The organism is Bradyrhizobium sp. USDA 4353, from assembly GCF_054063215.1.
In genome coordinates this window covers 7,200,676-7,221,163 of sequence record NZ_JBSSGB010000001.1, presented here as the reverse complement: position 1 = coordinate 7,221,163, position 20,488 = coordinate 7,200,676, and the positions used below count along the sequence as shown (strand labels likewise).

Annotated in this window: 23 protein-coding genes; 5 read left to right on the top strand and 18 right to left on the bottom strand. The window is 66.1% G+C overall.

Features of this window, described 5'->3' with window-relative positions:
* Positions 1–93: 93 nt before the first annotated feature.
* Genes ACVILH_RS32505 through ACVILH_RS32475 form a run of 7 tightly spaced genes read right to left on the bottom strand, consistent with a single transcriptional unit; the run spans position 94 to position 6,609 of the window.
* Positions 94–1,305, bottom strand: a complete 1,212-nt coding sequence (locus ACVILH_RS32505) for a phosphopentomutase (RefSeq protein WP_456716543.1) — start codon at positions 1,303–1,305, stop codon at positions 94–96.
* The gene (locus tag ACVILH_RS32500; protein WP_456716542.1) at positions 1,293–2,237 is read right to left on the bottom strand and encodes a beta-xylosidase; all 945 of its coding nucleotides are present in this window, start codon (positions 2,235–2,237) and stop codon (positions 1,293–1,295) included. The genes ACVILH_RS32505 and ACVILH_RS32500 overlap by 13 nt, the downstream gene beginning before the upstream one ends.
* Complete coding sequence (locus ACVILH_RS32495; RefSeq protein ID WP_456716541.1) at positions 2,234–2,998, bottom strand: TIGR04290 family methyltransferase; 765 nt, start codon at positions 2,996–2,998, stop codon at positions 2,234–2,236. Before ACVILH_RS32495 ends, ACVILH_RS32500 begins: the two co-directional genes overlap by 4 nt.
* Positions 2,995–3,795: a nucleotidyltransferase family protein gene (locus ACVILH_RS32490; protein ID WP_456716540.1), complete on the bottom strand. Its 801-nt coding sequence runs from the start codon at positions 3,793–3,795 to the stop codon at positions 2,995–2,997. The genes ACVILH_RS32495 and ACVILH_RS32490 overlap by 4 nt, the downstream gene beginning before the upstream one ends.
* A gap of 1 nt (position 3,796) precedes the next feature.
* Positions 3,797–4,897 carry a CgeB family protein gene (locus tag ACVILH_RS32485; RefSeq protein ID WP_456716539.1) on the bottom strand — a complete coding sequence of 367 codons (1,101 nt, stop codon included), beginning with the start codon at positions 4,895–4,897 and terminating at the stop codon, positions 3,797–3,799.
* Entirely contained in the window at positions 4,894–5,472 is a 579-nt protein-coding gene (locus tag ACVILH_RS32480) for a histidine phosphatase family protein (protein ID WP_456717143.1), read from the bottom strand. Before ACVILH_RS32480 ends, ACVILH_RS32485 begins: the two co-directional genes overlap by 4 nt.
* A 27-nt stretch (positions 5,473–5,499) precedes the next feature.
* Positions 5,500–6,609 carry an inositol-3-phosphate synthase gene (locus tag ACVILH_RS32475; RefSeq protein ID WP_456716538.1) on the bottom strand — a complete coding sequence of 370 codons (1,110 nt, stop codon included), beginning with the start codon at positions 6,607–6,609 and terminating at the stop codon, positions 5,500–5,502.
* Positions 6,610–6,925: 316 nt separating this feature from the next.
* Between ACVILH_RS32475 and ACVILH_RS32470 the strand changes: the two genes are divergently transcribed.
* Entirely contained in the window at positions 6,926–7,201 is a 276-nt protein-coding gene (locus tag ACVILH_RS32470) for a hypothetical protein (protein ID WP_456716537.1), read from the top strand.
* Positions 7,202–8,125: 924 nt separating this feature from the next.
* Here the strand turns inward: ACVILH_RS32470 and ACVILH_RS32465 are convergent.
* Positions 8,126–8,920, bottom strand: coding sequence for a Crp/Fnr family transcriptional regulator (locus ACVILH_RS32465; RefSeq protein ID WP_456716536.1), 795 nt, complete (start codon positions 8,918–8,920; stop codon positions 8,126–8,128).
* Between the two features lie 237 nt (positions 8,921–9,157).
* Between ACVILH_RS32465 and ACVILH_RS32460 the strand changes: the two genes are divergently transcribed.
* Entirely contained in the window at positions 9,158–10,039 is an 882-nt protein-coding gene (locus ACVILH_RS32460; RefSeq protein WP_456717142.1) for a c-type cytochrome, read from the top strand.
* Positions 10,040–10,042: 3 nt separating this feature from the next.
* On the opposite strand, the gene ACVILH_RS32455 is transcribed toward ACVILH_RS32460, so the two are convergent.
* The 8 genes from ACVILH_RS32455 to ACVILH_RS32420 are packed head-to-tail and all read right to left on the bottom strand — an operon-like array spanning position 10,043 to position 16,892.
* Complete coding sequence (locus ACVILH_RS32455) at positions 10,043–10,450, bottom strand: c-type cytochrome (RefSeq protein WP_456716535.1); 408 nt, start codon at positions 10,448–10,450, stop codon at positions 10,043–10,045.
* Positions 10,431–11,318, bottom strand: coding sequence for a cytochrome c oxidase assembly protein (locus ACVILH_RS32450; protein WP_456716534.1), 888 nt, complete (start codon positions 11,316–11,318; stop codon positions 10,431–10,433). Before ACVILH_RS32450 ends, ACVILH_RS32455 begins: the two co-directional genes overlap by 20 nt.
* Entirely contained in the window at positions 11,306–11,638 is a 333-nt protein-coding gene (locus ACVILH_RS32445; RefSeq protein ID WP_456716533.1) for a hypothetical protein, read from the bottom strand. The genes ACVILH_RS32450 and ACVILH_RS32445 overlap by 13 nt, the downstream gene beginning before the upstream one ends.
* Entirely contained in the window at positions 11,635–12,237 is a 603-nt protein-coding gene (locus tag ACVILH_RS32440) for a cytochrome c oxidase subunit 3 (RefSeq protein ID WP_456716532.1), read from the bottom strand. The genes ACVILH_RS32445 and ACVILH_RS32440 overlap by 4 nt, the downstream gene beginning before the upstream one ends.
* The gene (gene ctaD / locus ACVILH_RS32435; RefSeq protein ID WP_456716531.1) at positions 12,234–14,147 is read right to left on the bottom strand and encodes a cytochrome c oxidase subunit I; all 1,914 of its coding nucleotides are present in this window, start codon (positions 14,145–14,147) and stop codon (positions 12,234–12,236) included. The genes ACVILH_RS32440 and ctaD overlap by 4 nt, the downstream gene beginning before the upstream one ends.
* Complete coding sequence (coxB, locus tag ACVILH_RS32430) at positions 14,144–15,154, bottom strand: cytochrome c oxidase subunit II (RefSeq protein WP_456717141.1); 1,011 nt, start codon at positions 15,152–15,154, stop codon at positions 14,144–14,146. Before coxB ends, ctaD begins: the two co-directional genes overlap by 4 nt.
* Positions 15,154–15,714 (bottom strand): c-type cytochrome, encoded by a 561-nt coding sequence (locus tag ACVILH_RS32425; protein WP_456716530.1) that lies wholly within the window; start codon positions 15,712–15,714, stop codon positions 15,154–15,156. The genes coxB and ACVILH_RS32425 overlap by 1 nt, the downstream gene beginning before the upstream one ends.
* A 50-nt stretch (positions 15,715–15,764) precedes the next feature.
* Positions 15,765–16,892: a DUF305 domain-containing protein gene (locus ACVILH_RS32420; RefSeq protein WP_456716529.1), complete on the bottom strand. Its 1,128-nt coding sequence runs from the start codon at positions 16,890–16,892 to the stop codon at positions 15,765–15,767.
* Between the two features lie 169 nt (positions 16,893–17,061).
* On the opposite strand from ACVILH_RS32420, the gene ACVILH_RS32415 reads away from it, so the two are divergent.
* From ACVILH_RS32415 to ACVILH_RS32405, 3 genes are all read left to right on the top strand, one after another.
* Entirely contained in the window at positions 17,062–17,847 is a 786-nt protein-coding gene (locus ACVILH_RS32415; protein WP_456716528.1) for an SDR family NAD(P)-dependent oxidoreductase, read from the top strand.
* Positions 17,848–17,955: 108 nt separating this feature from the next.
* Complete coding sequence (locus tag ACVILH_RS32410) at positions 17,956–18,228, top strand: hypothetical protein (protein ID WP_456716527.1); 273 nt, start codon at positions 17,956–17,958, stop codon at positions 18,226–18,228.
* 57 nt (positions 18,229–18,285) lie between these two features.
* Positions 18,286–18,750, top strand: coding sequence for a GNAT family N-acetyltransferase (locus ACVILH_RS32405; RefSeq protein ID WP_456717140.1), 465 nt, complete (start codon positions 18,286–18,288; stop codon positions 18,748–18,750).
* Positions 18,751–18,831: 81 nt separating this feature from the next.
* Here ACVILH_RS32405 and ACVILH_RS32400 read toward each other — a convergent pair whose 3' ends face one another.
* A complete protein-coding gene (locus tag ACVILH_RS32400) occupies positions 18,832–19,722 on the bottom strand; it encodes a hypothetical protein (protein ID WP_456716526.1) in 891 nt (296 codons plus the stop codon).
* A 386-nt stretch (positions 19,723–20,108) separates the two neighbouring features.
* Positions 20,109–20,354, bottom strand: coding sequence for a DUF3551 domain-containing protein (locus ACVILH_RS32395; RefSeq protein ID WP_257165923.1), 246 nt, complete (start codon positions 20,352–20,354; stop codon positions 20,109–20,111).
* Positions 20,355–20,488 lie beyond the last annotated feature (134 nt).

Sequence of the window (20,488 nt, the reverse complement as noted above, 5' to 3'; positions counted from 1 at the left end):
CGGTGAGAAGCGGCGCAACGAATGTTGGTTCCTACGCCACGTACAAACAATAATTTCTCTAACCTAGATCAATAACGTAGATGAGGGCGCGTCTCACCAGAACGGACGCCCGTGAGCCGCCGGCGCCATCTGCAGATGCCGCGCCACCGTTGCGCCAATGTCGGCAAAGCTGCTGCGGGCTCCGATCGGTCCGGCGCTGCGGCCATTGGCGATCAGCACGGGAACACTCTCTCGCGTATGGTCGGAGCCGGTCCAGGTCGGATCGCAGCCATGGTCGGCGGTGATGATGAGGAGATCGGCGCTGCGCAGCGCGTTCAACAGCGCGGGCAGCCGCGCATCGAAGGCTTCGAGCGCGCAGGCATAGCCCGCGACGTCCCGGCGATGACCGTAGAGCGTGTCGAAGTCGACGAAATTGGCGAACAGCAGACCGCCATGCTCGAGCGTCTCGAGACCCTCGAGCATGCGCGTGAACAGCGCGTCGTTGTTCTCGCCCTTGAGATTATGCCCGGTGCCACGATGCGCGAAGATGTCGGCGATCTTCCCGATGGTGACGACGTGGCGCCGCTCGGCGGTGGCGATATCGAGGATCGTCGGCTCCGGCGGCGGCACGGCGTAGTCGCGGCGGTTCGCTGTTCGTCTGAAATCGGCGGCGGAATGCCCGACGAAGGGACGCGCAATGACGCGGCCTATGTTGAAGCGATCGACCAGCGGCCGCGCGGCTTCGCAGAGCTGATAAAGCCGGTCGAGCCCGAACGTCTCTTCATGCGCGGCGATCTGGAAGACGGAATCGGCTGATGTGTAACAGATCGGCCGGCCGGTCCGCAGATGCGCTTCGCCCAACTCGGCAATGATCTCGGTTCCTGAGGCGTGGCGATCGCCAAGTATTCCGGGGAGGCCGGTGGATGCGCAAAGCTCTTCGATCAGGTCGGGCGGAAAGCTGGGAGCGGTCTTCGGGAAATAACCCCAGTCAAACGGAACGGGGACGCCGGCGATTTCCCAGTGTCCCGATGGCGTGTCCTTGCCGCGCGACTCCTCGTGGGCGACGCCGAATGCCGCGCCGGCTCCCGCTCGTTGCTGCAGACCGGGAGGCGTCCGCCCGGTGGCGCGTTCGCAGGCCTCGCCAAGTCCGAGCGCGGTCAGATAGGGCACATGCAGCGGCCCGTGGCGCTGATCACTATCAGCGCGGCCTTCCGCGCAGGCTTCGGCAATGTGGCCGATCGTATCGGCGCCCTCGTCGCCGTAGCTGGCTGCATCCGGCGCACCGCCGATGCCGACCGAATCCATCACCACGATCAGGGCGCGCATGGCAGCGGCTCCGGCAGCGTCGGCGGCGCAGCTGCCACGCCGGTCGTGGCGCAATAGCGCAAGATCATGCCGGCGCAGAAATCGGCGAACTCATTGACGTCCAGCGGCGGGCTGGTGTGATGCGGAGCGATGCCGCGATGCTCGGGCGTGAAGCAGAACGTCACGGTGACGTCGAACTCCGCCAGCGCCTCCATCTGGCGATCGAACCAGTCGAGTGCGTTCGGCCGGAAGCTGTCGGCCCAGGACAGCCCGGTGCGAAGGTGCCGGACGCCGAGCCGGCGCAGCCAGCGGACGGCGTCGGTCAGCCGATGGTCCTCGAAATGAAACCATTGGCACAGGCCCATGCCATGGGCATGCTCGGGAAATATCTCGGCCGCCAGCTTCGGTGTACCGTCCTCGCGCAACAGGCCCATATGGAAGTGACGGTAGTAGGACGAGCCTTCCGCCTCCTTGTGCCGTGTCGTGGCCTCCCACGCCGTCGGCAGATCGTAGAGGCTGTACCAATGAACGCGCGGCGCACGGCCGTTGAGCAACTCGGCGGTGCGTTGCAATCCCCAGGCCTGCACCTCGTCGGCGCCGAACGAGGAGACGCCGACCTCGGTGACCCAGACCGGCACCGAAACCAGCGCCTGGATCTCAGCCAGCTTGGCCGGCCACTCGTCGATCTTCCAGAGATTCCAATCCAGCGGAAACCCGTGCACCGCGACGGCATCGACATGATCGAGCACGCCGCGCGCCTTCATGTTATTGATGAAGGCGGGATCGATCGGCGAGATGCCGCCGAGTACGCGTGGCAATGTCGCATGCGCCGAGCGGATCGCCTTGCCGGCTGCGATCGCGGTCTCGGCGAAGCGCGCCCAGTCGGGGTCGAGCTGAAGATCCCAATGCGACTTGTTGTTGGGCTCGTTCCAGATCTTCGCCGCCTCGATCATCGCTCACCTCGTGCTGGATAGACCGGGCCGTCCAACTGCGGTCGCGGCGCCTTGCGGCACAGATAGACCTCCTCCTCGGGATGGGCGAGGATCGCAAAGCCGGCGCTGCGCAGCATGGCTTCGACGCAGGCGCGGTTCGGCGCCCACCAATTGGTGGGATCATCGGCATATTTGTGCTCGATGAAATGCATCTTGGGAAAGCCCGGACTGTCGAACGGGCTCGTCGTCCAAAAATCATAGTTGCGGGCGATCTCGTCGACCTCGGACGAGCCGCGCTGCATCGACTGGAACAGCAGCTGGTCGCCGACGACGTGCTCGCGGATCAAATCGAGCGCGAGCAGTGGATGGCGGAGGTGGTAGAGCACGCCCATGAAGATCACGAGATCGAAGGTCTCGCCGAGCTGGCCGACGTCATAGGTGGAGAGCTTGCGAAACTCGATGTCAAGGCCGTTGACGTCGGCGGCAAAGCGCGCCTGCGCCAGATAGTCGTCGTCGGTATCCACGCCGAGCACGCGGGACGCGCCGCGACGCTTCATCTCCATGGCGTAGAAGCCGGCATTGCAGCCGATGTCGAGCACCGACTTGCCCGAGAGGTCGTCCGGAATGATCTCGGCGAAGCGACGCCACTTCACATTCGGATAGTCACCGAGAAAGTGCGTCGGCGCGGTCGGCACGCCCTTGAGGTCGAGGTTGTGAAACCACGGCCCGAGCGCATCGACCCGGCGGCGGATCTCGTCGCGCGAGAGCAAATCGCTCGTCATGCCCGGCCTCCGTCAAGCACGGGAAGTGCGCCGGTCCGGACGGCGGCGCGCACCGTCGGTCGCGGCTCGACCCCGTCCTGGGATGCGGCCAGCAACGCAATCGCCGTGCGGTAGCCGTTGATGGTGCCGACATCGACATAGGCCTCGCCGGCCTTGATGCCGACACCGGCGCCGCCGGCGGCGAGATAGCTGTTCACCAGCGTGCCGAAATATTCGTCGTTGCGATTGCGGGCTTCCCAGAGCGTATTGAGATCGTGGAAGCCGCGCGCCGACATGCGGAACGCGCCCCAGATCCAGTTTGACGTGGCGTCGCGCTGCTTGACCTGGATCTCCTTCACAACGTCGCCGTCGAGCACGACCGCATCGAAGAACTCGGGATGCTCGACCGGAAACAGCAGGAAGGACAGATCGGCATCGGGCAGGCTCGCCAGCGCCCCCTTGGGAAACCACACGGTGTCCGGCAGCCCGACCAGCACGTCCTCTCGCTCGCCGATCACGGTCGAGGCGCGGAACACGGCGTCGCACAGGCCGGCGGCCTCGGGCTGCACGACATAAGCCAGACGCGCGCTGCCATAGCGGTCGCCGAAATATTCGAGAATGTCCGACTTGCCCGGCGAGATGACGAAGCAGATCTTGTCGGCGCCGCCGAGGATCAGCCGCTCGACGAGATATTCCGACACGGCGCAGGGCCGCTCGGTGCCGTTGTCGCTGCGACTGCCGACCGGGAGCAACTCCTTGGAAAACGCCAGGGGCTGGATGCGGCTGCCGCGGCCGGCGGCTGGGACGATGCCCCACATGTCAGGCCTCCTGTGCCGTGAATGCCGGTGCGCGCCGGTCCGCCCGCTCGAACAGGCTGATCATCTCGGCGGCGCGCTTCTGTGAGCTGTGTTCGTCGAGGGTGCGTTGCTGGGCGCGGGCTGCGATGCGCGCCAGCTCGCCATCGTCGCGCGCCAGCGCTTCAAGCGTGTCCTGCGCGCGTCCCGCCAGGATGATCTCCGCGTCCGGTGTGAAGAACTGCTCGATGCCGTCCCAGCGGTCGCTGAGCAGCGGCACGCCGCATGCGGCTGCCTCGAACAGCCGGCCCGAGGGGCACCAGCCCATCTCGGCCATCGCGCGCCGGGTCACGTTCAGCGTCAGCCGCGAGGAGGCGAAAAAGGCGGCGTGCTCTGCCGGCGGCAGATGACGCACGAAGTAGATGTTGGATGACCATGGGAAGTCTTGCGGATACTGCGCGCCGCCGATCAGGAAGCGCAGGTCGCCGCGGACCCGGGCCGGATCAACGAACAGTTCGGCGAGCGCGGCCTGACGATCAGCCGAGTACGTTCCGAGATAAGACAGCGCGGCCCGGTAATGCGGCTGCGGCGCCACCGGACGGTGCACGTCAGGGTCGACGTGACCATAGAGCGGCGCAATGTGGCGCGCGCCGAGCAGGTTGCGATATTCCTCGACCAGCCGCGGCCCTCCGGTGAAGCTGAGCACGAGGTCGAAATCGGCAAGCCCGCGCGGGCCGATGTAGGAGAGAGTTTCTCCGGCGCGTAGCCGATCGAGCGTCACCGGCGTGTCCAGATCATAGAACACCTTCAGCCCGCGCGCGCGATCGAGGAGCAGCTCCGTTGCCTCATGTCCATCCGGACAATACGACGTCAGGACAACGGCATCGGCATCGCGCAGCTCGGCTGCGGCGACCGGCGCGGCATCCTGCCAGGACCGATAGAGCACCAGGCGTCCGCCGGTGAGCTCGGCCATGTCGCGGTTGTCGGCGTAGTAGGGCACGTCGCGCTCGAAGAACACCACGCTGTGTCCGGCGCGGATCAGGTTCTTGCACAGTCCCCGCCACAGCGTGGCGTGACCATTGCCCCAGGACGACGAGATGGTCAGGCCAAAAATGACGATCTTCACGCCGGCACCTTCTGATTGGCCTGGTCGAGCTTGATGCCGGTGGAGTCCGCCACCAGCGTGCTGATGCTGGCCGGCGCGACCTCGACCGAATGAAAGTCGTCGAGCGCAATCCGCGCACAATGCATGATCGCAGCCCGGATCGGCTCGGCATGGCTGACGAGCACGATGCATTCACCGCTGCGCTCACGACAGAGGTGCTCGATGTGAGAGACGATCCGCTGCTGCACCGCTGCCATGCTCTCTCCGTTCGGAGGCCGGCGCGATGCGCGCGTCTCATTCCATTGCTGCCAGGCGGGGTCTGCATCCAGCTCGGCAAAGCTGCGGCCCGTCCAGTCGCCGGCATCGAGCTCGTCCAGGGCTGGCACAATCTCGACAGGAAGACGGTAGCGGGTGGCGATGATGTCGGCCGTCTGCTGCGCGCGCAACTGCGGGCTCGACTGGATCAGCGTCGGAACGGGATCGATCAGCGCGGCGCAGATCTCGACCTCGCGGAGGCCCTGGTCGTCGAGCTCGACGCCTGGCATGCGGCCGCAGAGGATGCGGCCGAGCAGGGGGTGATGCCCGTGCCGGATCATGTGGATCGTGGTCGTCATCAGCGGCCCTCAGCCGGCGTCGTCGACAGGCACATCGTCGATGAAGGCCCGCGTTCGGCGCCGGGCCTCCTCGTCGGTGAACTGCTGCGGCGGCGACTTCATGAAGTAGCTGGACGGCCCCGTCAGCGCGCCGCCGATGCCGCGGTCCATGGCGAGCTTGGCGCAACGCACGGCGTCGATCACCACGCCTGCGGAGTTTGGCGAGTCCCACACCTCCAGCTTCAGCTCGGCGCTCAGCGGCACGCCGCCGAAGGTCGTGCCTTCGAGCCTGATATAAGCGAGCTTGCGGTCGGTCAGCCAGGGGACGTGGTCGCTCGGGCCGACATGGACATTGTCGGCTTCGAGCGGCACGTCGAACTGGCTGGTGACGGCCTGCGTCTTCGAGATCTTCTTGGAGCTCAGCCGCTCGCGCTCGAGCATGTTCTTGAAGTCGGTATTGCCGCCAACGTTGAGTTGATAGGTGCGGTCGAGTCGGACGCCGCGCTCGCGAAACAGATTGGCCAGCATGCGGTGGACGATGGTGGCGCCGACCTGGCTCTTGATGTCGTCGCCGACGATCGGCAGGCCGGCCTGCTCGAAGCGCTCGCGCCAGGACGCATCGGAGGCGATGAAGACCGGAATGCAGTTGACGAAGCCGCAGCCGGCTTCGATGGCGCGGGCGGCATAGAACTCGGTTGCTTTCTGCGCGCCGACGGGGAGATAGGAGACCACGATATCGGTGCGCGAGCGCTTCAGGACATCGGTGACATCGGCTTCCGGCTCGTCAGCCAGCGGCACGTCATCCTCGAGATAGCGTCCGATGCCGTCGAGCACGGGGCCGCGCGCGACCTTCACGCCGGTCTCGCCGACGTCGGAAAAACGGTAGGTGTTGTTCGGCCGAGCCCAGATGGCGTCAGCGACATCGCGGCCGACCTTGTCGGCATGCACATCGAATGCGGAGGCGATCTCGACGTCGCCGATGTGATAGCCGCCGATCTCCGCGTTCATCAGCCCGGGAACGGGCTCGTTCGACTTCGCATCACGGTAGTAGCTGAGGCCCTGGATGAAGGAGCTGGCGCAATTGCCGACCCCGACGACACCGACACGGACGCGGCGTCTGTCTTGAAGACGGGAGTGCATCGAGTGTCGTCCTCCGGCGATAGCTACGCGACGTGCCGCGAATGAAACCTAAGTACGTCGGCGAACGTGCCCAGGGTATGTTCGTTCCTGTCGGCATGACCCTCGCCGGGGACGCTGCCGTGTTTGGACAGGAAAAGAGCGAAAAAGCTGATCTACGTTAGAATCGGCACGTGTCGCTCAGGAACGATCTTCTTCGTTGATGAAGAAGAAGCTCAGGCGACCGAGGCATTCCCGCTTAAGAACGTTTCAGGCGCTCTCGCGTTTGGTGGCAGCAGCGGGGCCCGATCGGCCTCGCACGTCTTGTGAGGAGCCCGCCATGAGCGAAAGCGCAACGACCACCGACCATCGCAAGATCCGCAAATGGGCCGAGGAGCGCGACGGGCGCCCGTCCACCGTGGCGTCGACGGAGGAAAACGGTCACGCAGGCATCCTGCGCATCGACTTCGGCCCAAAGGAGAAGTCGCTGGATGAGATCGGCTGGGACGAATTCTTCCGCAAGTTCGACGAGTCGGAGTTGGCCTTCCTGTATCAGGACCGCACCAAGGACGGGAAGATCAGCCGGTTCCACAAATTCGTCCGCCGCGACGCGTGAGCGAGGTGGGAGGCCACTGCTCGGATGAGAATGATTGGGTCGCCGCGATGCGCGCGCAGGACTTTGCCCGCGCATGGGTGATCGCGGACCGCGATGTGGCGGAGCTCAAAGCCGGCGGTCCCCCCAAGCATGAGGGGCCGCGTCACCTGCAGAAGATCTGGCGCGGCGAAAACCTTGCCGACCGGGTCGTGCTGGTGCGCTGCTATCACGGGCTCGGCGACACCCTTCAATTCGCCCGCTTCCTGCCAGCGCTGGCGCGCATCGCTCGCGAGGTCATCGTGTGGTGCCAGCCGCCGCTCTGCGGCCTGATCGGACGGGTCCCAGGCGTGGCGCGTGCTCTTCCCCTGCATGACGGTACGCCGGATGTTCCGTTCGATGTCGACATCGAGATCATGGAGCTTGCGCATGCGCTCCGTGTAGATCGGGACGACATCGCCATGCCCGGGCCATATCTCACACCGGCCGGACCACCGGTGTCGCTCGCGGACAGTAATGGTCTCGCGGTCGGATTGGTGTGGCGGGGCGGCAATTGGGACAAGCGGCGCGAGCTGCCGGCGAGCCTCGTTCGCGCGCTCGTCGTTCCCAGCGTGGCCGCGTTCTCGTTACAACCCGATCTCTCGGCCGAAGACGTCACTTATATTGGCGCCCGGGACGTCAGCTCGCCCGACATCGATGTTCTCGCGAGCACGCTGCGTGCGCTCGATCTCGTCATCACCGTCGACACGATGGTGGCGCATCTGGCTGGTGCGCTCGGGTGCGAAGCCTGGATCATGCTGCACGCCGAGTGCGATTGGCGCTGGCCGGCCGCGGAGCGCTCCACCTATTGGTATCCGCGGGCGCGGCTGTTTCACCAGCGCAAGCCGGGAGACTGGGTCGGCGTCGTGGCCGAGGTCGGGCAATCGCTTCGTGACCGCGCCGCTGCGCTCAGCTCGGCGCTGAGGATGCGAGCGGAGAACTCCCGCCCTGCGGCCCGGGAGTATGCGGCTCCAGCGCCGGCGTTTGGCGCAGCATCAGATAGTCCTGACGAAAGCCGCCCAGCCGCGTCAGGCCGTCCCAGTCCGTGACCGTGATCGTGCGCGAATGCCAGTGCAGCAGTGATCGGCGGCGGAGGTCCTGGATCGTTCGATTGGCGTGCACCGGCGAGATGCCGCAGATCGCCGCGAGATCGGATTGCGTGAACGGCGAGGGAAAGCGCAGGTCTCGTCCGAGTCCGACGGCGCGCAGCCGCACGGTGATCTCACAGATCAGATGCGCGACCCGGCTCAGCGAATCGCGGCTGCCCAGATTGGTGAGCCAGGTCCGCAGCGCGGCGGTGTCGGCGAGCATCAGCAGCGAGAGCGCTTTGGCCAATCGTGCCGAGCGCGCACGCGCCTCGCGGAAGAAGGCATGCGGCACGAAGGCCGCCACGACGGGGCTCAGGGCGCTGAGCTGCGCCGTCACGCCCGGGACGATGGTGGTGTAGAGATCGGGAACGTCGCCGGGCACGTAGATCGCGGTGATCTGGCCGGCGCCGGCATCGGTGTCCTTCCAGCAGAGATAACCCTGCAGGAGCAGGCAGCAGGTCGAGGGTTCATCGCCCTTGCGCCAGACATCCTCATGCGGAGCGAAGCTGCGGATCGAACTCGGCATCTGCGCGAGGAACTCGAGATCGTCGCTCGACAACTCCAGCAGACTCGTCAGCCGATCCGCCAGCTTCGTGAACGCAAAACCTGCCTGCATCCGGCATCGTCCTCATCAACCGTCATCGTGCGACGGCTCATTCCCACTCGCAATCAGGTTCAACATCGGGAGGTCGAATCGTTCCTAATGTTCCCGGCGCGCGCGACCGCTCGTGTTCCGGCGTAGGAACATCCGCGTCCTCGACCGCGTTGGCGCTCGCGTCCGGTCTGGGAGTGAAGCGCATTGACGCGGCGGTGGAAGCGGCTGTGGATCTGGCTGTCGGCGACAGCGCTGGGGATGATCGCGCTCGGCGCGGCGGCCGCATGGCTGATCACGGCGCCGAGGCCTGCGATATCGGCGGATGCCACGGGCCTGTATGATCAGTCGGGTGATCCCATGCGCGGCGAGCAGGTCTTTCTCGCCGGTGACTGCTCGTCCTGTCACGCCTCCCCGGGCCAGTCGGACCGGCTGAAGCTCGGCGGCGGCATTGCGCTGGCCTCGCCCTACGGCACCTTCCGAGCGCCGAACATTTCGAGCGATCCGACAGACGGGATCGGTGCCTGGACCGTGAAGGACCTCGCCAACGCGCTGTTGAGCGGGGTCTCGCCGAACGGCAGCCATTACTATCCGGTGTTTCCCTATCCGAGCTTTTCGCACATGAGCCTGGCCGATGTGGCCGACCTCATGGCCTATCTTCGCACCTTGCCCGCGGTGCATGGCCGGGCGCCGCCGCATGAGCTCGATCCGCTGTTCCAGATTCGCCGCTTCGTCGGCTTCTGGAAGCTGCTCTATTTCAGGCCTGGCGAGATCAAGCCTGAGCCGGCGCACGACCCGCAGTGGAATCGTGGCCGCTATCTGGTCGAAGCGCTCGGACATTGCGACGAGTGCCACTCGTCGCGCGATCTGTTCGGCGGCATCAAGGACAAGACGCGGTTCGCCGGGGGCCAGGATCCCGTCGGCACCGGCTTCTATCCCAACATCACCCCGGCCCGGATCGGGCACTGGTCGCAAAGCGAGATTGCGGAGATGCTGAGATCCGGCGATACGCCCGATCATGGCCGCGTCGGCTCGTCGATGGCCGACGTCGTGACCAACACCGCCCAACTGCCGCAAGCGGATCGCGACGCGATCGCGGCCTACATCAAGGCGCTTCCGCCACGGCCGACGCCGAAGCCATGATGCTCAGCGCGAATAGAGATAGGCCGCGACGTCGCGCGCCTCCGCTTCGGTGATTCCCGTTGCCGGCATTGCGGTGCGCGGCGAGAAGGTTTGCGGCGAGACGATCCACTGCACCAGATTGTCGGCCGAGTTGTTGGCGACGCCGCCGATATAGACGCGCTGGCGCAAACCGGTCAGGGGCGGTCCGACCTGGCCGTCGGCGCCCGTGATGCCGGCGATCGTATGGCATCCCGCGCAGCCATAGCGCCGCATCAGCTCGGAGCCATGGGCCGGATCTCCGCCGGTCATCGCGCGGGCGGCGCGCTCGCTCTGCTGGCGTGACGACCAGGCCATCGCGGCGGGACCGGCGATGGCGACGAGCACGACGATTGCGGCGCCGATCAGCACCGGTCTAGACAGCAGGGAGGACATCGGAGGGCCTCGCTTTCTCGCCGGAGGTCTTGATCCACAGCACGATGAGCACCAGCGCCGCGCCGGCATAGATGGTGCCCGCAGGCACCCACATGATCAGCCCGGCCAGTTGCTGATCCTCGAGCGGCGTCAGTCCCCATGCGGCTGAGCTGGCGGTCTGGGCGCTGTAGAGCACGCGCGGTGCCAGCGCCATCAGCGCGCCGAGCACGCTGGTGTGGAGCATCGTGATCACCACGTGCCACGCCGCGGCGCCGGCCTGGCTGCGCCACAGCACGGCCCACCAGAACAGCACGGCGGTGCCGAAGAAGCTCAGATGCTGCAGCCGGTGCAGCGCCACCTGGTCGACGGCCGCGTCGAACAGCACGGGGACGTGCCAGACCCAGATCGCGACGCCGTGGAGCAGGGTGGCGTTGCCGCCGCGCACGAGCCATGACCAGGTCTCGCGCAGCATCGCAAGGTTCAACATCCGGCCGCTCCATCGTCTTGTGCCGCGGGGCAACGCCCACAGCATCGCTCCGAGCGGTCGGGCTGCAACGATCAGCGGCGCTGCGATCGCCATCAGGATCTCGTGCTCGATCATGTGGAAGGTGAAGAGGTGCTCGCCGAGCCAATGCAGCGGCGAGGTCAGCGTCGCCGCGAGTGTGAGCCAGCCGGCCCAGAAGGCGCCGGCGCGAACCGAATTCAGACGACGGACACGGCGCAGCAGCCTGACGCTGCCGCCCGCATAGAGCAGGCCGGTGATGAGCAGGGGCGTCACGATCCAGGGATCGAACGTCCATGACGCGCCCTCACCATCAGACGTCCCGCCATGCGCCCAGGCTGCGTTGCTGGACGCGAGCATGACGGCAAAGAGGATCAGCGCTCGCATCCGCTCAGCACCAGGGAGGCGATCGCCTGCAGCAGCAATGCGAAGGCGAACAGCAGCGCGGTCAGCGCGCTCAATCGTGACGCGAATGGCAGCGTGCGGTCGGCCTGCGCCGACGGCTTGCTGTCGAGCCACCATGACAGGCCGGCGGCGGCGAGAACCACCGCGAGCAGGGCTGCGGAGACGATCGCCGACGGCCGCGCCGTGCTGATGCAGTCGGTGGTCGGAAGCATCTCTCCAAGCTGGGTGTTCGCTGCCCAGGCGAGGCCGCCGATCACGAGGCCGGCCCAGGCGGTCAGTTGTCTCGTCGTCGTTGCCGTCATAGCCGTGCCAGCCAATAGATGCAGCCATAAATCGGAAGCCACGCCGCCACGACGAAGTTCCAATACATCGCGTTGTCCTGGACGTCGCCGTAGCGGCGCAGATTGTCGCCGTGGCGCGTGAACATCAGCGCCGTCAGGACAAGCGTGTCGACCAGGTCGGTGATGATGTGGGTGGTGTGCAGGCCGAGCAGCGTCCACACCACGGACCCATAGGCGTTGCTGTCCCATTCGACGTTGAGCGCCGCGAACTCGAATACGCGGATGATCAGCGGCAAGACGCCGATCACCGACATCACCACCATGCCGATGCGCACCTTGCGCAGATCCTGGCGGTCGGCCCAGTGCGACAGCATGATGTTCGGCACCACGCTCGCAACCAGCACGACGGTCATCAGCGTGCCCGCCAGCAGATCAGGGGGCGGCGCATTCAGCGGCCAGATCGGCGCGAGGCTCATCAGATAGAGATAGACCGCGATCACGAGGGCAAAGCCGGTGCCCTCGATCAGCATGAAGCCGAGCGTGCCCCACCAGGTCACGCTGGCTGTGCCGAGCGCGTGCAGCGGCAGCTTCGACAGATCGAGGACGACACGCTCCTTCATGCCTCGTCCTCCGGCGTGCCCTTGGGCCAGAACCAGCCGATCAAGGTGATCGCGATCGGAATCGAGCCCCACACCACGCCCCAGGGCGAGAAGATCGACCATATGAACATGATGCTGGTGGCGATCGCCGTCCACAGCGGCCAGATGCAGTTCTGCGGCGAGGATTCGCGCGCCTGCGGCTCCGCCGTCGCGATGGTCGTCACCAGCACCTCGCGCCGGTCGGTGTGCAGGCCATTGGCGACGTTCAGCGCGCCCGGCTGCTCCCATAGCGGGTCGCCGCCGCTGACGACCGGAATGTGGGCGAAGTTGTAGGCCGGCGGTGGCGAGGACGTCGCCCATTCCAAGGTCGGCGCATCCCAGGGATTGTCACCGGCGAGATTGCCGGAGCGGGCGCTCCTGACGACGTCGATGAAGAAGATCAGAAAGCCCAGGGAGAGAATGACCGCACTGCCGCTGACGAACAGATTGAGCCCATGCCATGGCAAATCGGGCTGATAGGTGTAGACCCGCCGCGGCATTCCCTCAAGGCCGAGGATGTGCATCGGAAAGAACGTGGCATGGAAGCCGATGAAGATCAGCCCAAACGCCCAGCGGCCGAGCCGCTCGCTCATCATCCGTCCGGTGAACTTCGGAAACCAGTAATACACCGCGCCGAGCAGCGGAAACACGGCGCCGCCGATCAGCACGTAATGGAAGTGCGCGACCACGAAATAGGTGTCGTGCACCTGGGTATCGAACGGCACCGAGGCGACCATCACGCCGGTGAGGCCGCCGATCACGAAGGTCACGATGAAGCCGATCACGAACAGCAAGGGCGTCTTGAACACCGGCCGGCCGTCCCACAAGGTCGCGATCCAGCAGAAGATCTGGACGCCGGAGGGAATGGCGATCGCCATGCTCGATGCTGTGAAGAAGCTCTCGCCGAGCCTTGGCAGCCCTGTCGTGAACATGTGGTGCACCCAGAGGCCGAAGGCGAGGATGCCGGTGCCGATCAGTGCGACCACCAGCGGGAGATAGCCGAACACCGGCCGGCGCGAGAACGTCGCGACCATGGTCGAGACCATGCCGACCGCGGGGATGAAGATGATGTAGACCTCGGGATGACCGAAGAACCAGAACAGATGCTGCCATAGCAGCACGTCGCCACCTTCGGCCGGATTGTAGAAATGCGTGCCGACGAGGCGATCGAGGATGAGGCTGGAGCTGGCGACCATGATCGCCGGCATCGCCATGATGACGACGAAGGACGTCACCAGCATCGCCCAGACGAACAGCGGGATGCGGTCGAGCGACATGCCCGGCGCGCGCTGCTTGAACACGGTAACGACGATCTCGACGGCGACAGCGAGCGCGGCAACCTCGGTGAAGGTGATCATCTGCGCCCAGATGTCGGCGCGCTTGCCCGGCGCATATTGCGGACCGGACAGCGGCACATAGGCGAACCAGCCGACGTCAGGTCCCATGTCCAGCGCGAACGAGATCCACAGCACGAGGCCGCCCGCCAGGAACATCCAATAGGAGAACGCATTCAGCCGCGGGAAGGCGATGTTGCGGGTGCCGACCATCAGCGGCACCAGATACACGCCCATCGCCTCCATGACAGGCACCGCGAACAGGAACATCATGTTCGCGCCATGCATCGTGAAGATCTGGTTGTAGCGGTCGGGACCGATCAGCCGCCCTTCGGGCCCTGCGAGCTGCAGCCGCATCAGCATCGCCAGCACGCCGCCGAGCAGCAGGAACACGAAAGCCGTGGCGATGTAGCGGCGGCCGATGATCTTGTGGTCAACCGTGGACAATGCGCCCCACAGGCCGCCCTGGGTTTTCCATGTCTCCGCGAGCTGGCTTGTGAGCTTGGGACGTTCCAGATCCCTGTCCAGGATCTGAGCGCGGGTGATCCTATCGGTCATTTCAGGCTCGCGAGATAGGCCGAGACGGCGCGCAGCTCATCGGGCGACAGCGGCACCAGCGGCATGTTGTTGCCGGGCTTGAGCGTCTGCGGATCGGCGATCCAGGCGGCGAGCGCGCCGCGCGAGGTCGGCAGCAGGCCGGCCGCGATGAAGGCGCGGCTGCCGACATGGGTGAGATCGGGACCGCTGGTGCCGGTCGCCTGCGTGCCGCGGATCGCATGGCAGGCAGCGCACGGCTTGCGCATGAAGGTGTCGCGGCCGGCGGCGATCTCCTCGTCATCGGCCGTGGTCGCGGCAGGGGCGCGCTGCGCCTCCGTCCATCTCGCGAAATCCTCCGGCGTGTGGGCTATCACCAGAAATCCCATATGCGCATGCTGCAGGCCGCAGAACTCGGCGCATTGGCCGCGATAGGTGCCGGGTCGGTCGGTGCGGATGGTGATCTCGTTGCTGCGTCCGGGAATCAGATCCTGTTTGCCGGCGAGGCTCGGTACCCAGAACGAGTGAATCACGTCGTCGCCCTGCAGCAGCAGACGCACGTTGTGTCCGGTCGGAATGTGAATCTCGTTGGCGCTGACGACGCCCTTTGCCGGATCGGGGCCGAGATATTCGACGCTCCACCACCACTGCAATCCGCCGATGCGGATGGTGAGGTCGTCCTGCCCGGCGACGCTGATGGTGCGCGTGGTGAAGAAGCTCGCGACGGTGAAGCCCGCAATGATCACAGCCGTCAGTCCGACGCAGATGGTCACGATCCATCCCATCCGTCGCTCGCGCGGCGCGCGCAGGTCCAGCGGCGCCCGCCACGTCGTGCGGCGGCGCCACAGCGCATGGATCATCGCGATCATTACCAGCGCCCAGACCACTGAGCACACCGTGACGATCAGGACGATGAGATGCTTGAGGCTGATCGCCGCTGCGCCGCGGACCTCGATCGCAGATTGCCAATTGTCGCAGCCGCCGAGCAGCAGCAGCGACAGTGTCGGCAGCACTGGCCTGATGCGGCGCATCACGGCTGAGGTCCCTGATCGGGATGAACCGGCGTCGGTCCTTCGTCGAAGAGGATCGCGGCCGGCGCGCGGTTCTCCGCCGGCCGCGTCTGCTTGTCGTCGTCGCGCGAGGTCGCCGCGGTTCGCGCCGAATAGGCGCCGATGGTCTGGATATAACCCGCGAGCTGCCAGATCTGCTCGGTCGTCATCTTGTCCTTGAACGCCGGCATGCCGTGCGGCCGGCCATCGCGGATCGAGGCGAAGATCGAGACCGCCTCCGGCCCGTAGGACCACCAGCCGTCGAGGAACGAAGGCCCGATGCCGCCCTGGCCGTCGCCATGGCAGGTCTTGCAGCCGAACCACGTATAGAGCCGCTTGCCCTGGCTCAGATTGTAGGCGTTGGTCTCATAGGGCTGATCGAGCGCGAAATAGATCTGCGGCGGCGCGCCACCGATTCTGTTCGGCATCAGAGCAATCTTGTCCAGCGCCGCGGCCGCTGCGGGATCGAGCCGCAGCTGCCGCTCCTCGCGCTGACATCCGCACAGCATCACGATGCAGATTAAGCTCACGACGATCCGCATGGTGAGATCCATCAAACGGAACGTACAATCCTTCTCCGTTCGATCGGTTCCTATCGGGTTCCGGCGTCCGCGCGGTTGACATTGTCAGCGAGCATGTTGCGCACCGCCTGCTGCACCGCATCGAGGCCCGACGCCTTGTTCATGAGCGCGATCTCGCCCTGCTGCTCGTGACGAATGGCATGCGCCATGATGCGCAGGCGCATGTCGCCGCGGCCGTGCCATTCGGCATCCGCCATTCGAACGGCGCCGGCGTGATGCCGGCTCATCAGCCGGATGAAGGTCGTGTCGAACTGGTCCGCAGCCGCATCGCTGATCTCGGCCATCTCCGCGTCGGTGAGATAGCCGGGCATCTCGGCAAGCTCCCGCGTCGAGCAGGCCGGCATCGTGGTCTCGAACCAGCTCTGCCACCACGCCTCGAAGATGCGGTTCTCTCCGGCTTGGCTTGCGACCATCAGGCGGGCGAGCGCCTTCAACTGATGATCCTGTGCGCGCTCGGCGCCGAGCCGCGCCAGCGCGATGCCCTGGCGATGATGCGCGCTCATGTGGCGCATGTAGTCCTGATCGCCGGTCCGATCTGCTCCCATCCACGGCAACTGATGACCGAGCGTGCCGAGCGCCGCGACGCTGCCGAGCACCGCAACGATCGCCACTCCGCCGACGGCCCAGGCTTTGGCGACATGGACGTCGCTGATGTGCGGCGCCGTCGCGAACGGAAAGCGCAGCCAGACGAACAACGGGTACATCACGGCCGAGGACGCGTGCACCAGAAGGCCGATCCAATAGGGCTGCTGCAAGGTGAAGATCGGCTGGAAGAACGGAAACAGCGGCACCAGCACGAACCATTCGGAGGCCGACGTGAACACCGCCCAGGGCAGCGCGAGCGCGAGAATGGTGAGCGGCCGCAAATCTGCCGTCCAGCGCCCGAACAGTCCGAAGAACACCAGCGCCCAGGAGAAGTCGGCCCATTGGTGGAAGGCGATGCCGCCGATGATCGCGCCCCAGGACGGCTCGGCGCCGAGGATGCCGTCGCGCAGCGGGATCGCTGCGACCGTCATCCAGTCCACCGCCGCGTCGCGGCCGAGCTGAGCCGCGGCGAGCTGGCTGACGATCGTCGAGAAGGTGCTGCTGACCAGGCCGAGCTTGGCGGCGGCGATCCAGTTCGAATGAGCAGGCGGCATGCTTGAGGTCGTTACCTTCGGCAGAATGAGGTCGCGCCTCCAAGCGGAGAGAGGTTCATTGGTTCCATTCACGGGGATGCGCACGCGGCGCGAGTCTTCTCAGGAACGATCAGCACGCGCTGCGATTGGCCGACATCACCAGCTCACGCGCGCATCCCAGGAGTTTCTCATGGCATCATCGGGCCAATTCGCAATCGTCACCGGCGCATCGACCGGCATCGGCCTCGAGCTCGCGCGCTGCTGCGCCGACGAAGGCTTCGATCTCCTGATCGCCGCCGACGAGCCGGAGATCGAGCAGGCGGCCGCCTCGCTGCGCGCCGACGGCGCCAAGGTCGAGGCCGTGCAGGCCGATCTCTCGACCAGCGAAGGCGTCGAGAAGCTGTATGCGGCCGCCAAGGGCCGTCCGGTCGATGCGCTGCTGGCCAATGCCGGACGTGGTCTCGGCCATGCCTTTCTCGACCAGGATCTCGCCGACATCCGCCGGCTCATCAACACCAATGTCATGGGCACCGTGGAGCTGATCCACAAGGTCGGCAACCAGATGCGCGGCCGCAATGCCGGCCGCATCCTCATCACCGGATCGATCGCGGGCTTCTCGCCCGGCAGCTTCCAGGCGGTCTACAACGCCAGCAAGTCCTTCCTCAATTCGCTCTCCTTTGCGCTGCGGGAGGAGCTGAAGGATACCAACATCACCGTCACCTGCCTGATGCCGGGCGCCACCGAGACCGACTTCTTCCGCCGTGCCGACATGATGGACACCAAGATCGGTACCGAGAAGAAGGACGATGCCGGCGACGTGGCGCGTCAGGGCTTCCAGGCGATGATGGACGGCGAGAGCGACGTCGTCACGGGCATGAAGAACAAGCTGCAGACCACGGTCGCCAATGTGACGCCGGCGGAGACGCTGGCCAAGCAGCATCGCAAGATGGCCGAGCCGGGCACCGCGAAACAATAGAGCTCGCGGTATCCCGGCCGCGCCTTGCGGCTCTGCGCCATCGACATTGCCCGGCTTTCGCCGCCCTGGTAGTTTCCTGTCCGAACATGGACGGGCGAATGGCGAGCGATGACTGAGCAGGAGAAGGCCGAGCAGGTCGTGACCGCGTTGCGATCGGCGCAGGCGGCGGCGCCGGACGCTGCCTTGCAGATGCTGAACGGCTTGATGGGCCTGGTGCGAGCCCCGAGCGACGCACAGCCATTCGAGACCGAGGAAGCGCGCTCCTCCGCCTTCATGTCGATCTGCGAGGTCGGCAAGGCGCTGCATCGCGGACAGCCGACCGAGGCGCTGTGGCCCGCGGCGGTCTCGGCCAGCGAGCGCTGGCTGCGGCTCGCCAGATGAGTGCCGCGCAAGGTGGGTGAGGTACGGTCCGCCGAGGGCCACCTTGTCTGGCGCGCGATGGCGATCGGCGATCTCGCGGCGGTCGATGCGATCGCCGCGCGCGTGCACCCTGACTTTCCCGAGGATGCCGCCGTCTTCGCCGAGCGCCTGAGGCTGGATCCGGACGGTTGCCATGTACTAGTGACGGCAGCCAACTGCGTCGGCTATCTGATCAGCCATCCGTGGCATCTCGGCGAGCCGCCGTCGTTGAACAGCCTCATCAAGCGCATCCCTCCCGAGCCCAGCACCTACTACATCCACGACCTTGCTTTGCTGCCGTCCGCTCGCGGCAGCGGAGCCGCTGCTCGCATCGTGGAACAACTCAGCGAACAGGCGCGGCGGCTTCAGCTTCCCTCGCTGTCGCTCGTCGCCGTCAACGGCTCGGTGCCGTTCTGGGAGAGGCAGGGCTTTGTCGTCGCGCAAGACCAGGATGCGACGGGCTACGGAGACGATGCGCGCCGGATGGTGCGTCACCTCGCCTGAGCGCCACAATCGACAGTGCAGAGCCTGCGACATGCGAACGGCCCGGTCATCGACCGGGCCGTTGCGGCTCGTGTCAGCCAATCATTCCGGCATCGAGACCGGGCGTCGCCACAGGTCGCGCCGCCGGCTGAAGCGGTTGGCGTGCAGCATCCAGCCGCTGACGGGCTTGCCATCGCGGTGACGCCCGCCGCTTTCCGCGCCCATCCAGGCCGCGACGGCCCCGAGCAGCAGCGCCGTGGCCACCGAGAAGGCGAGGATCGTGGTGCTCGCCCGGGTGCGCGACAGGGCCGTCTTGGCGTTGGCGATCGTGCCGTCGACGCGACGCTCGGCGTCGGGACCGGTGAGGCCCGTCGTCGTGCTGACGAGCTGCACCAGATAGTTGCGATCATCGCTGCTGACGCCGTTGTGGCTGGAGGCCGTGAGCAGAATGCGACCTGCCTCGGCGCGCGCCGGCGCAAGCTCCGGGCTCGGGGCCCGCCGCGGCGCGCGGAACAGATGATCGAGCTCGTAGCTCAGCACCGACGGCTCGCCGGCGGCCGGTGGCGTGCTGGTCGGATTCGGCCGCGTCGCCGCCGATGCGATCATCGCCGCAAGCACCGTGCCGAGCACGACCGCGAGCGCCCATGCCGCGACGCCATGCAGGCCGTCACGCTTCTCGGTCTCGTCACTGTCGGTGGGATCATAGGGCGCGCGCACGCGCCCCGCGATGTAGCCGCCGCAGCCGAAGCTGACCAGCGCCTGCAACACGAGATAGAGGCCAGACAGGAGCCACAGCGCGACCGAGGCGTCGCGCCAGGTGGGCGCGGTCGAGCTGACGCCCAGCCCGACCGTCATCGCGAAGCTGATGAGGATCGAGGAGACGGCGGCGGCGGTGAGGGCGCCTGCAATGACCGGAGTCCATTGCAGCGTCCAGCGCTCGGTGGCCACGCGCCCGATAGGCGACGTGGCGACCGGCGCAGATTCCATGCTCATCGTGTCGTCTCAGCGCAGGCCGAAGAACGACAGGATGGCCATGATCACCACGATCAAGCCCACCAGATAAATCAGTCCGTCCATGATTTCCTCCTCCGTTTGAGACACGCGGCCGTATAAGCGACGGCGAGGCGCAATGTTCCGCCCGTCAAATGGTGTCAGGACCCATTGACGGCGGAGGAGGGAATGGCGTCGCGATGCAGCATGGAGCTGCCACTTGGATCGAAGAGCTGGGGTCGTGGACGTCGGGCGCCTCACCTATCGTGAAACGCGCGACGCCTCAGGGCGTCTCGCAAACGGTGGCAGTCCACGGGCTGCCGCCGATTGCACGTTGCGGTTGTCCGGCGGCGATCGAGCTATGTCGCACGCCGCTTGCGTTGGACCTATCAATAACGCGGGTAGTAGCCGCGCTGGCGCGCATAGGCGTAGGCGGGGTTGATGCCGCAGCCGGCGTCGGTGCCGGAGGCGGCAGCCTGGCATTGCTGATAGGTCGCGAACTGGCAGTTGCCGGGATAGCCCCACATCCTGCCTTGCAGGCAGAAACGATCCTGCGCGGCGGAGGCGGGGGAGATCGCGGAGAAGCTGGCGAGCACGGCGGCGGCAGAGAAGGAGGCAAAGAGCAGACGGCGCATGTATTTATCCTTGCGTTGAAAAGCTCAGTTGCAACGCGAGGCTGCGCAGGCCCGTTCCTCACGCGCAACATTAACTGTTGTGTTGCCTGAGCTGTTGTGTGGCCTTCGCGGCGTCGCGTTCACGCGAGCGGATG

Excerpts from the sequence above, each read along its gene's own strand:
- ACVILH_RS32480 (WP_456717143.1), bottom strand. The coding sequence starts at position 5,472 with ATGATCCGGCACGGGCATCACCCCCTGCTCGGCCGCATCCTCTGCGGC.
- ACVILH_RS32440 (WP_456716532.1), bottom strand. The coding sequence starts at position 12,237 with ATGAAGGAGCGTGTCGTCCTCGATCTGTCGAAGCTGCCGCTGCACGCG.
- ACVILH_RS32475 (WP_456716538.1), bottom strand. The coding sequence starts at position 6,609 with ATGCACTCCCGTCTTCAAGACAGACGCCGCGTCCGTGTCGGTGTCGTC.
- ACVILH_RS32410 (WP_456716527.1), top strand. The coding sequence starts at position 17,956 with ATGACTGAGCAGGAGAAGGCCGAGCAGGTCGTGACCGCGTTGCGATCG.
- ACVILH_RS32455 (WP_456716535.1), bottom strand. The coding sequence starts at position 10,450 with ATGTCCTCCCTGCTGTCTAGACCGGTGCTGATCGGCGCCGCAATCGTC.
- ACVILH_RS32470 (WP_456716537.1), top strand. The coding sequence starts at position 6,926 with ATGAGCGAAAGCGCAACGACCACCGACCATCGCAAGATCCGCAAATGG.
- ACVILH_RS32445 (WP_456716533.1), bottom strand. The coding sequence starts at position 11,638 with ATGACGGCAACGACGACGAGACAACTGACCGCCTGGGCCGGCCTCGTG.
- ACVILH_RS32505 (WP_456716543.1), bottom strand. The coding sequence starts at position 1,305 with ATGCGCGCCCTGATCGTGGTGATGGATTCGGTCGGCATCGGCGGTGCG.
- ACVILH_RS32405 (WP_456717140.1), top strand. The coding sequence starts at position 18,286 with ATGGCGATCGGCGATCTCGCGGCGGTCGATGCGATCGCCGCGCGCGTG.
- ACVILH_RS32415 (WP_456716528.1), top strand. The coding sequence starts at position 17,062 with ATGGCATCATCGGGCCAATTCGCAATCGTCACCGGCGCATCGACCGGC.
- ACVILH_RS32460 (WP_456717142.1), top strand. The coding sequence starts at position 9,158 with ATGATCGCGCTCGGCGCGGCGGCCGCATGGCTGATCACGGCGCCGAGG.
- ctaD (WP_456716531.1), bottom strand. The coding sequence starts at position 14,147 with ATGACCGATAGGATCACCCGCGCTCAGATCCTGGACAGGGATCTGGAA.
- ACVILH_RS32395 (WP_257165923.1), bottom strand. The coding sequence starts at position 20,354 with ATGCGCCGTCTGCTCTTTGCCTCCTTCTCTGCCGCCGCCGTGCTCGCC.
- ACVILH_RS32500 (WP_456716542.1), bottom strand. The coding sequence starts at position 2,237 with ATGATCGAGGCGGCGAAGATCTGGAACGAGCCCAACAACAAGTCGCAT.
- ACVILH_RS32400 (WP_456716526.1), bottom strand. The coding sequence starts at position 19,722 with ATGAGCATGGAATCTGCGCCGGTCGCCACGTCGCCTATCGGGCGCGTG.
- ACVILH_RS32450 (WP_456716534.1), bottom strand. The coding sequence starts at position 11,318 with ATGCGAGCGCTGATCCTCTTTGCCGTCATGCTCGCGTCCAGCAACGCA.
- ACVILH_RS32420 (WP_456716529.1), bottom strand. The coding sequence starts at position 16,892 with ATGCCGCCTGCTCATTCGAACTGGATCGCCGCCGCCAAGCTCGGCCTG.
- ACVILH_RS32425 (WP_456716530.1), bottom strand. The coding sequence starts at position 15,714 with ATGCGGATCGTCGTGAGCTTAATCTGCATCGTGATGCTGTGCGGATGT.
- coxB (WP_456717141.1), bottom strand. The coding sequence starts at position 15,154 with ATGCGCCGCATCAGGCCAGTGCTGCCGACACTGTCGCTGCTGCTGCTC.
- ACVILH_RS32495 (WP_456716541.1), bottom strand. The coding sequence starts at position 2,998 with ATGACGAGCGATTTGCTCTCGCGCGACGAGATCCGCCGCCGGGTCGAT.
- ACVILH_RS32465 (WP_456716536.1), bottom strand. The coding sequence starts at position 8,920 with ATGCAGGCAGGTTTTGCGTTCACGAAGCTGGCGGATCGGCTGACGAGT.
- ACVILH_RS32490 (WP_456716540.1), bottom strand. The coding sequence starts at position 3,795 with ATGTGGGGCATCGTCCCAGCCGCCGGCCGCGGCAGCCGCATCCAGCCC.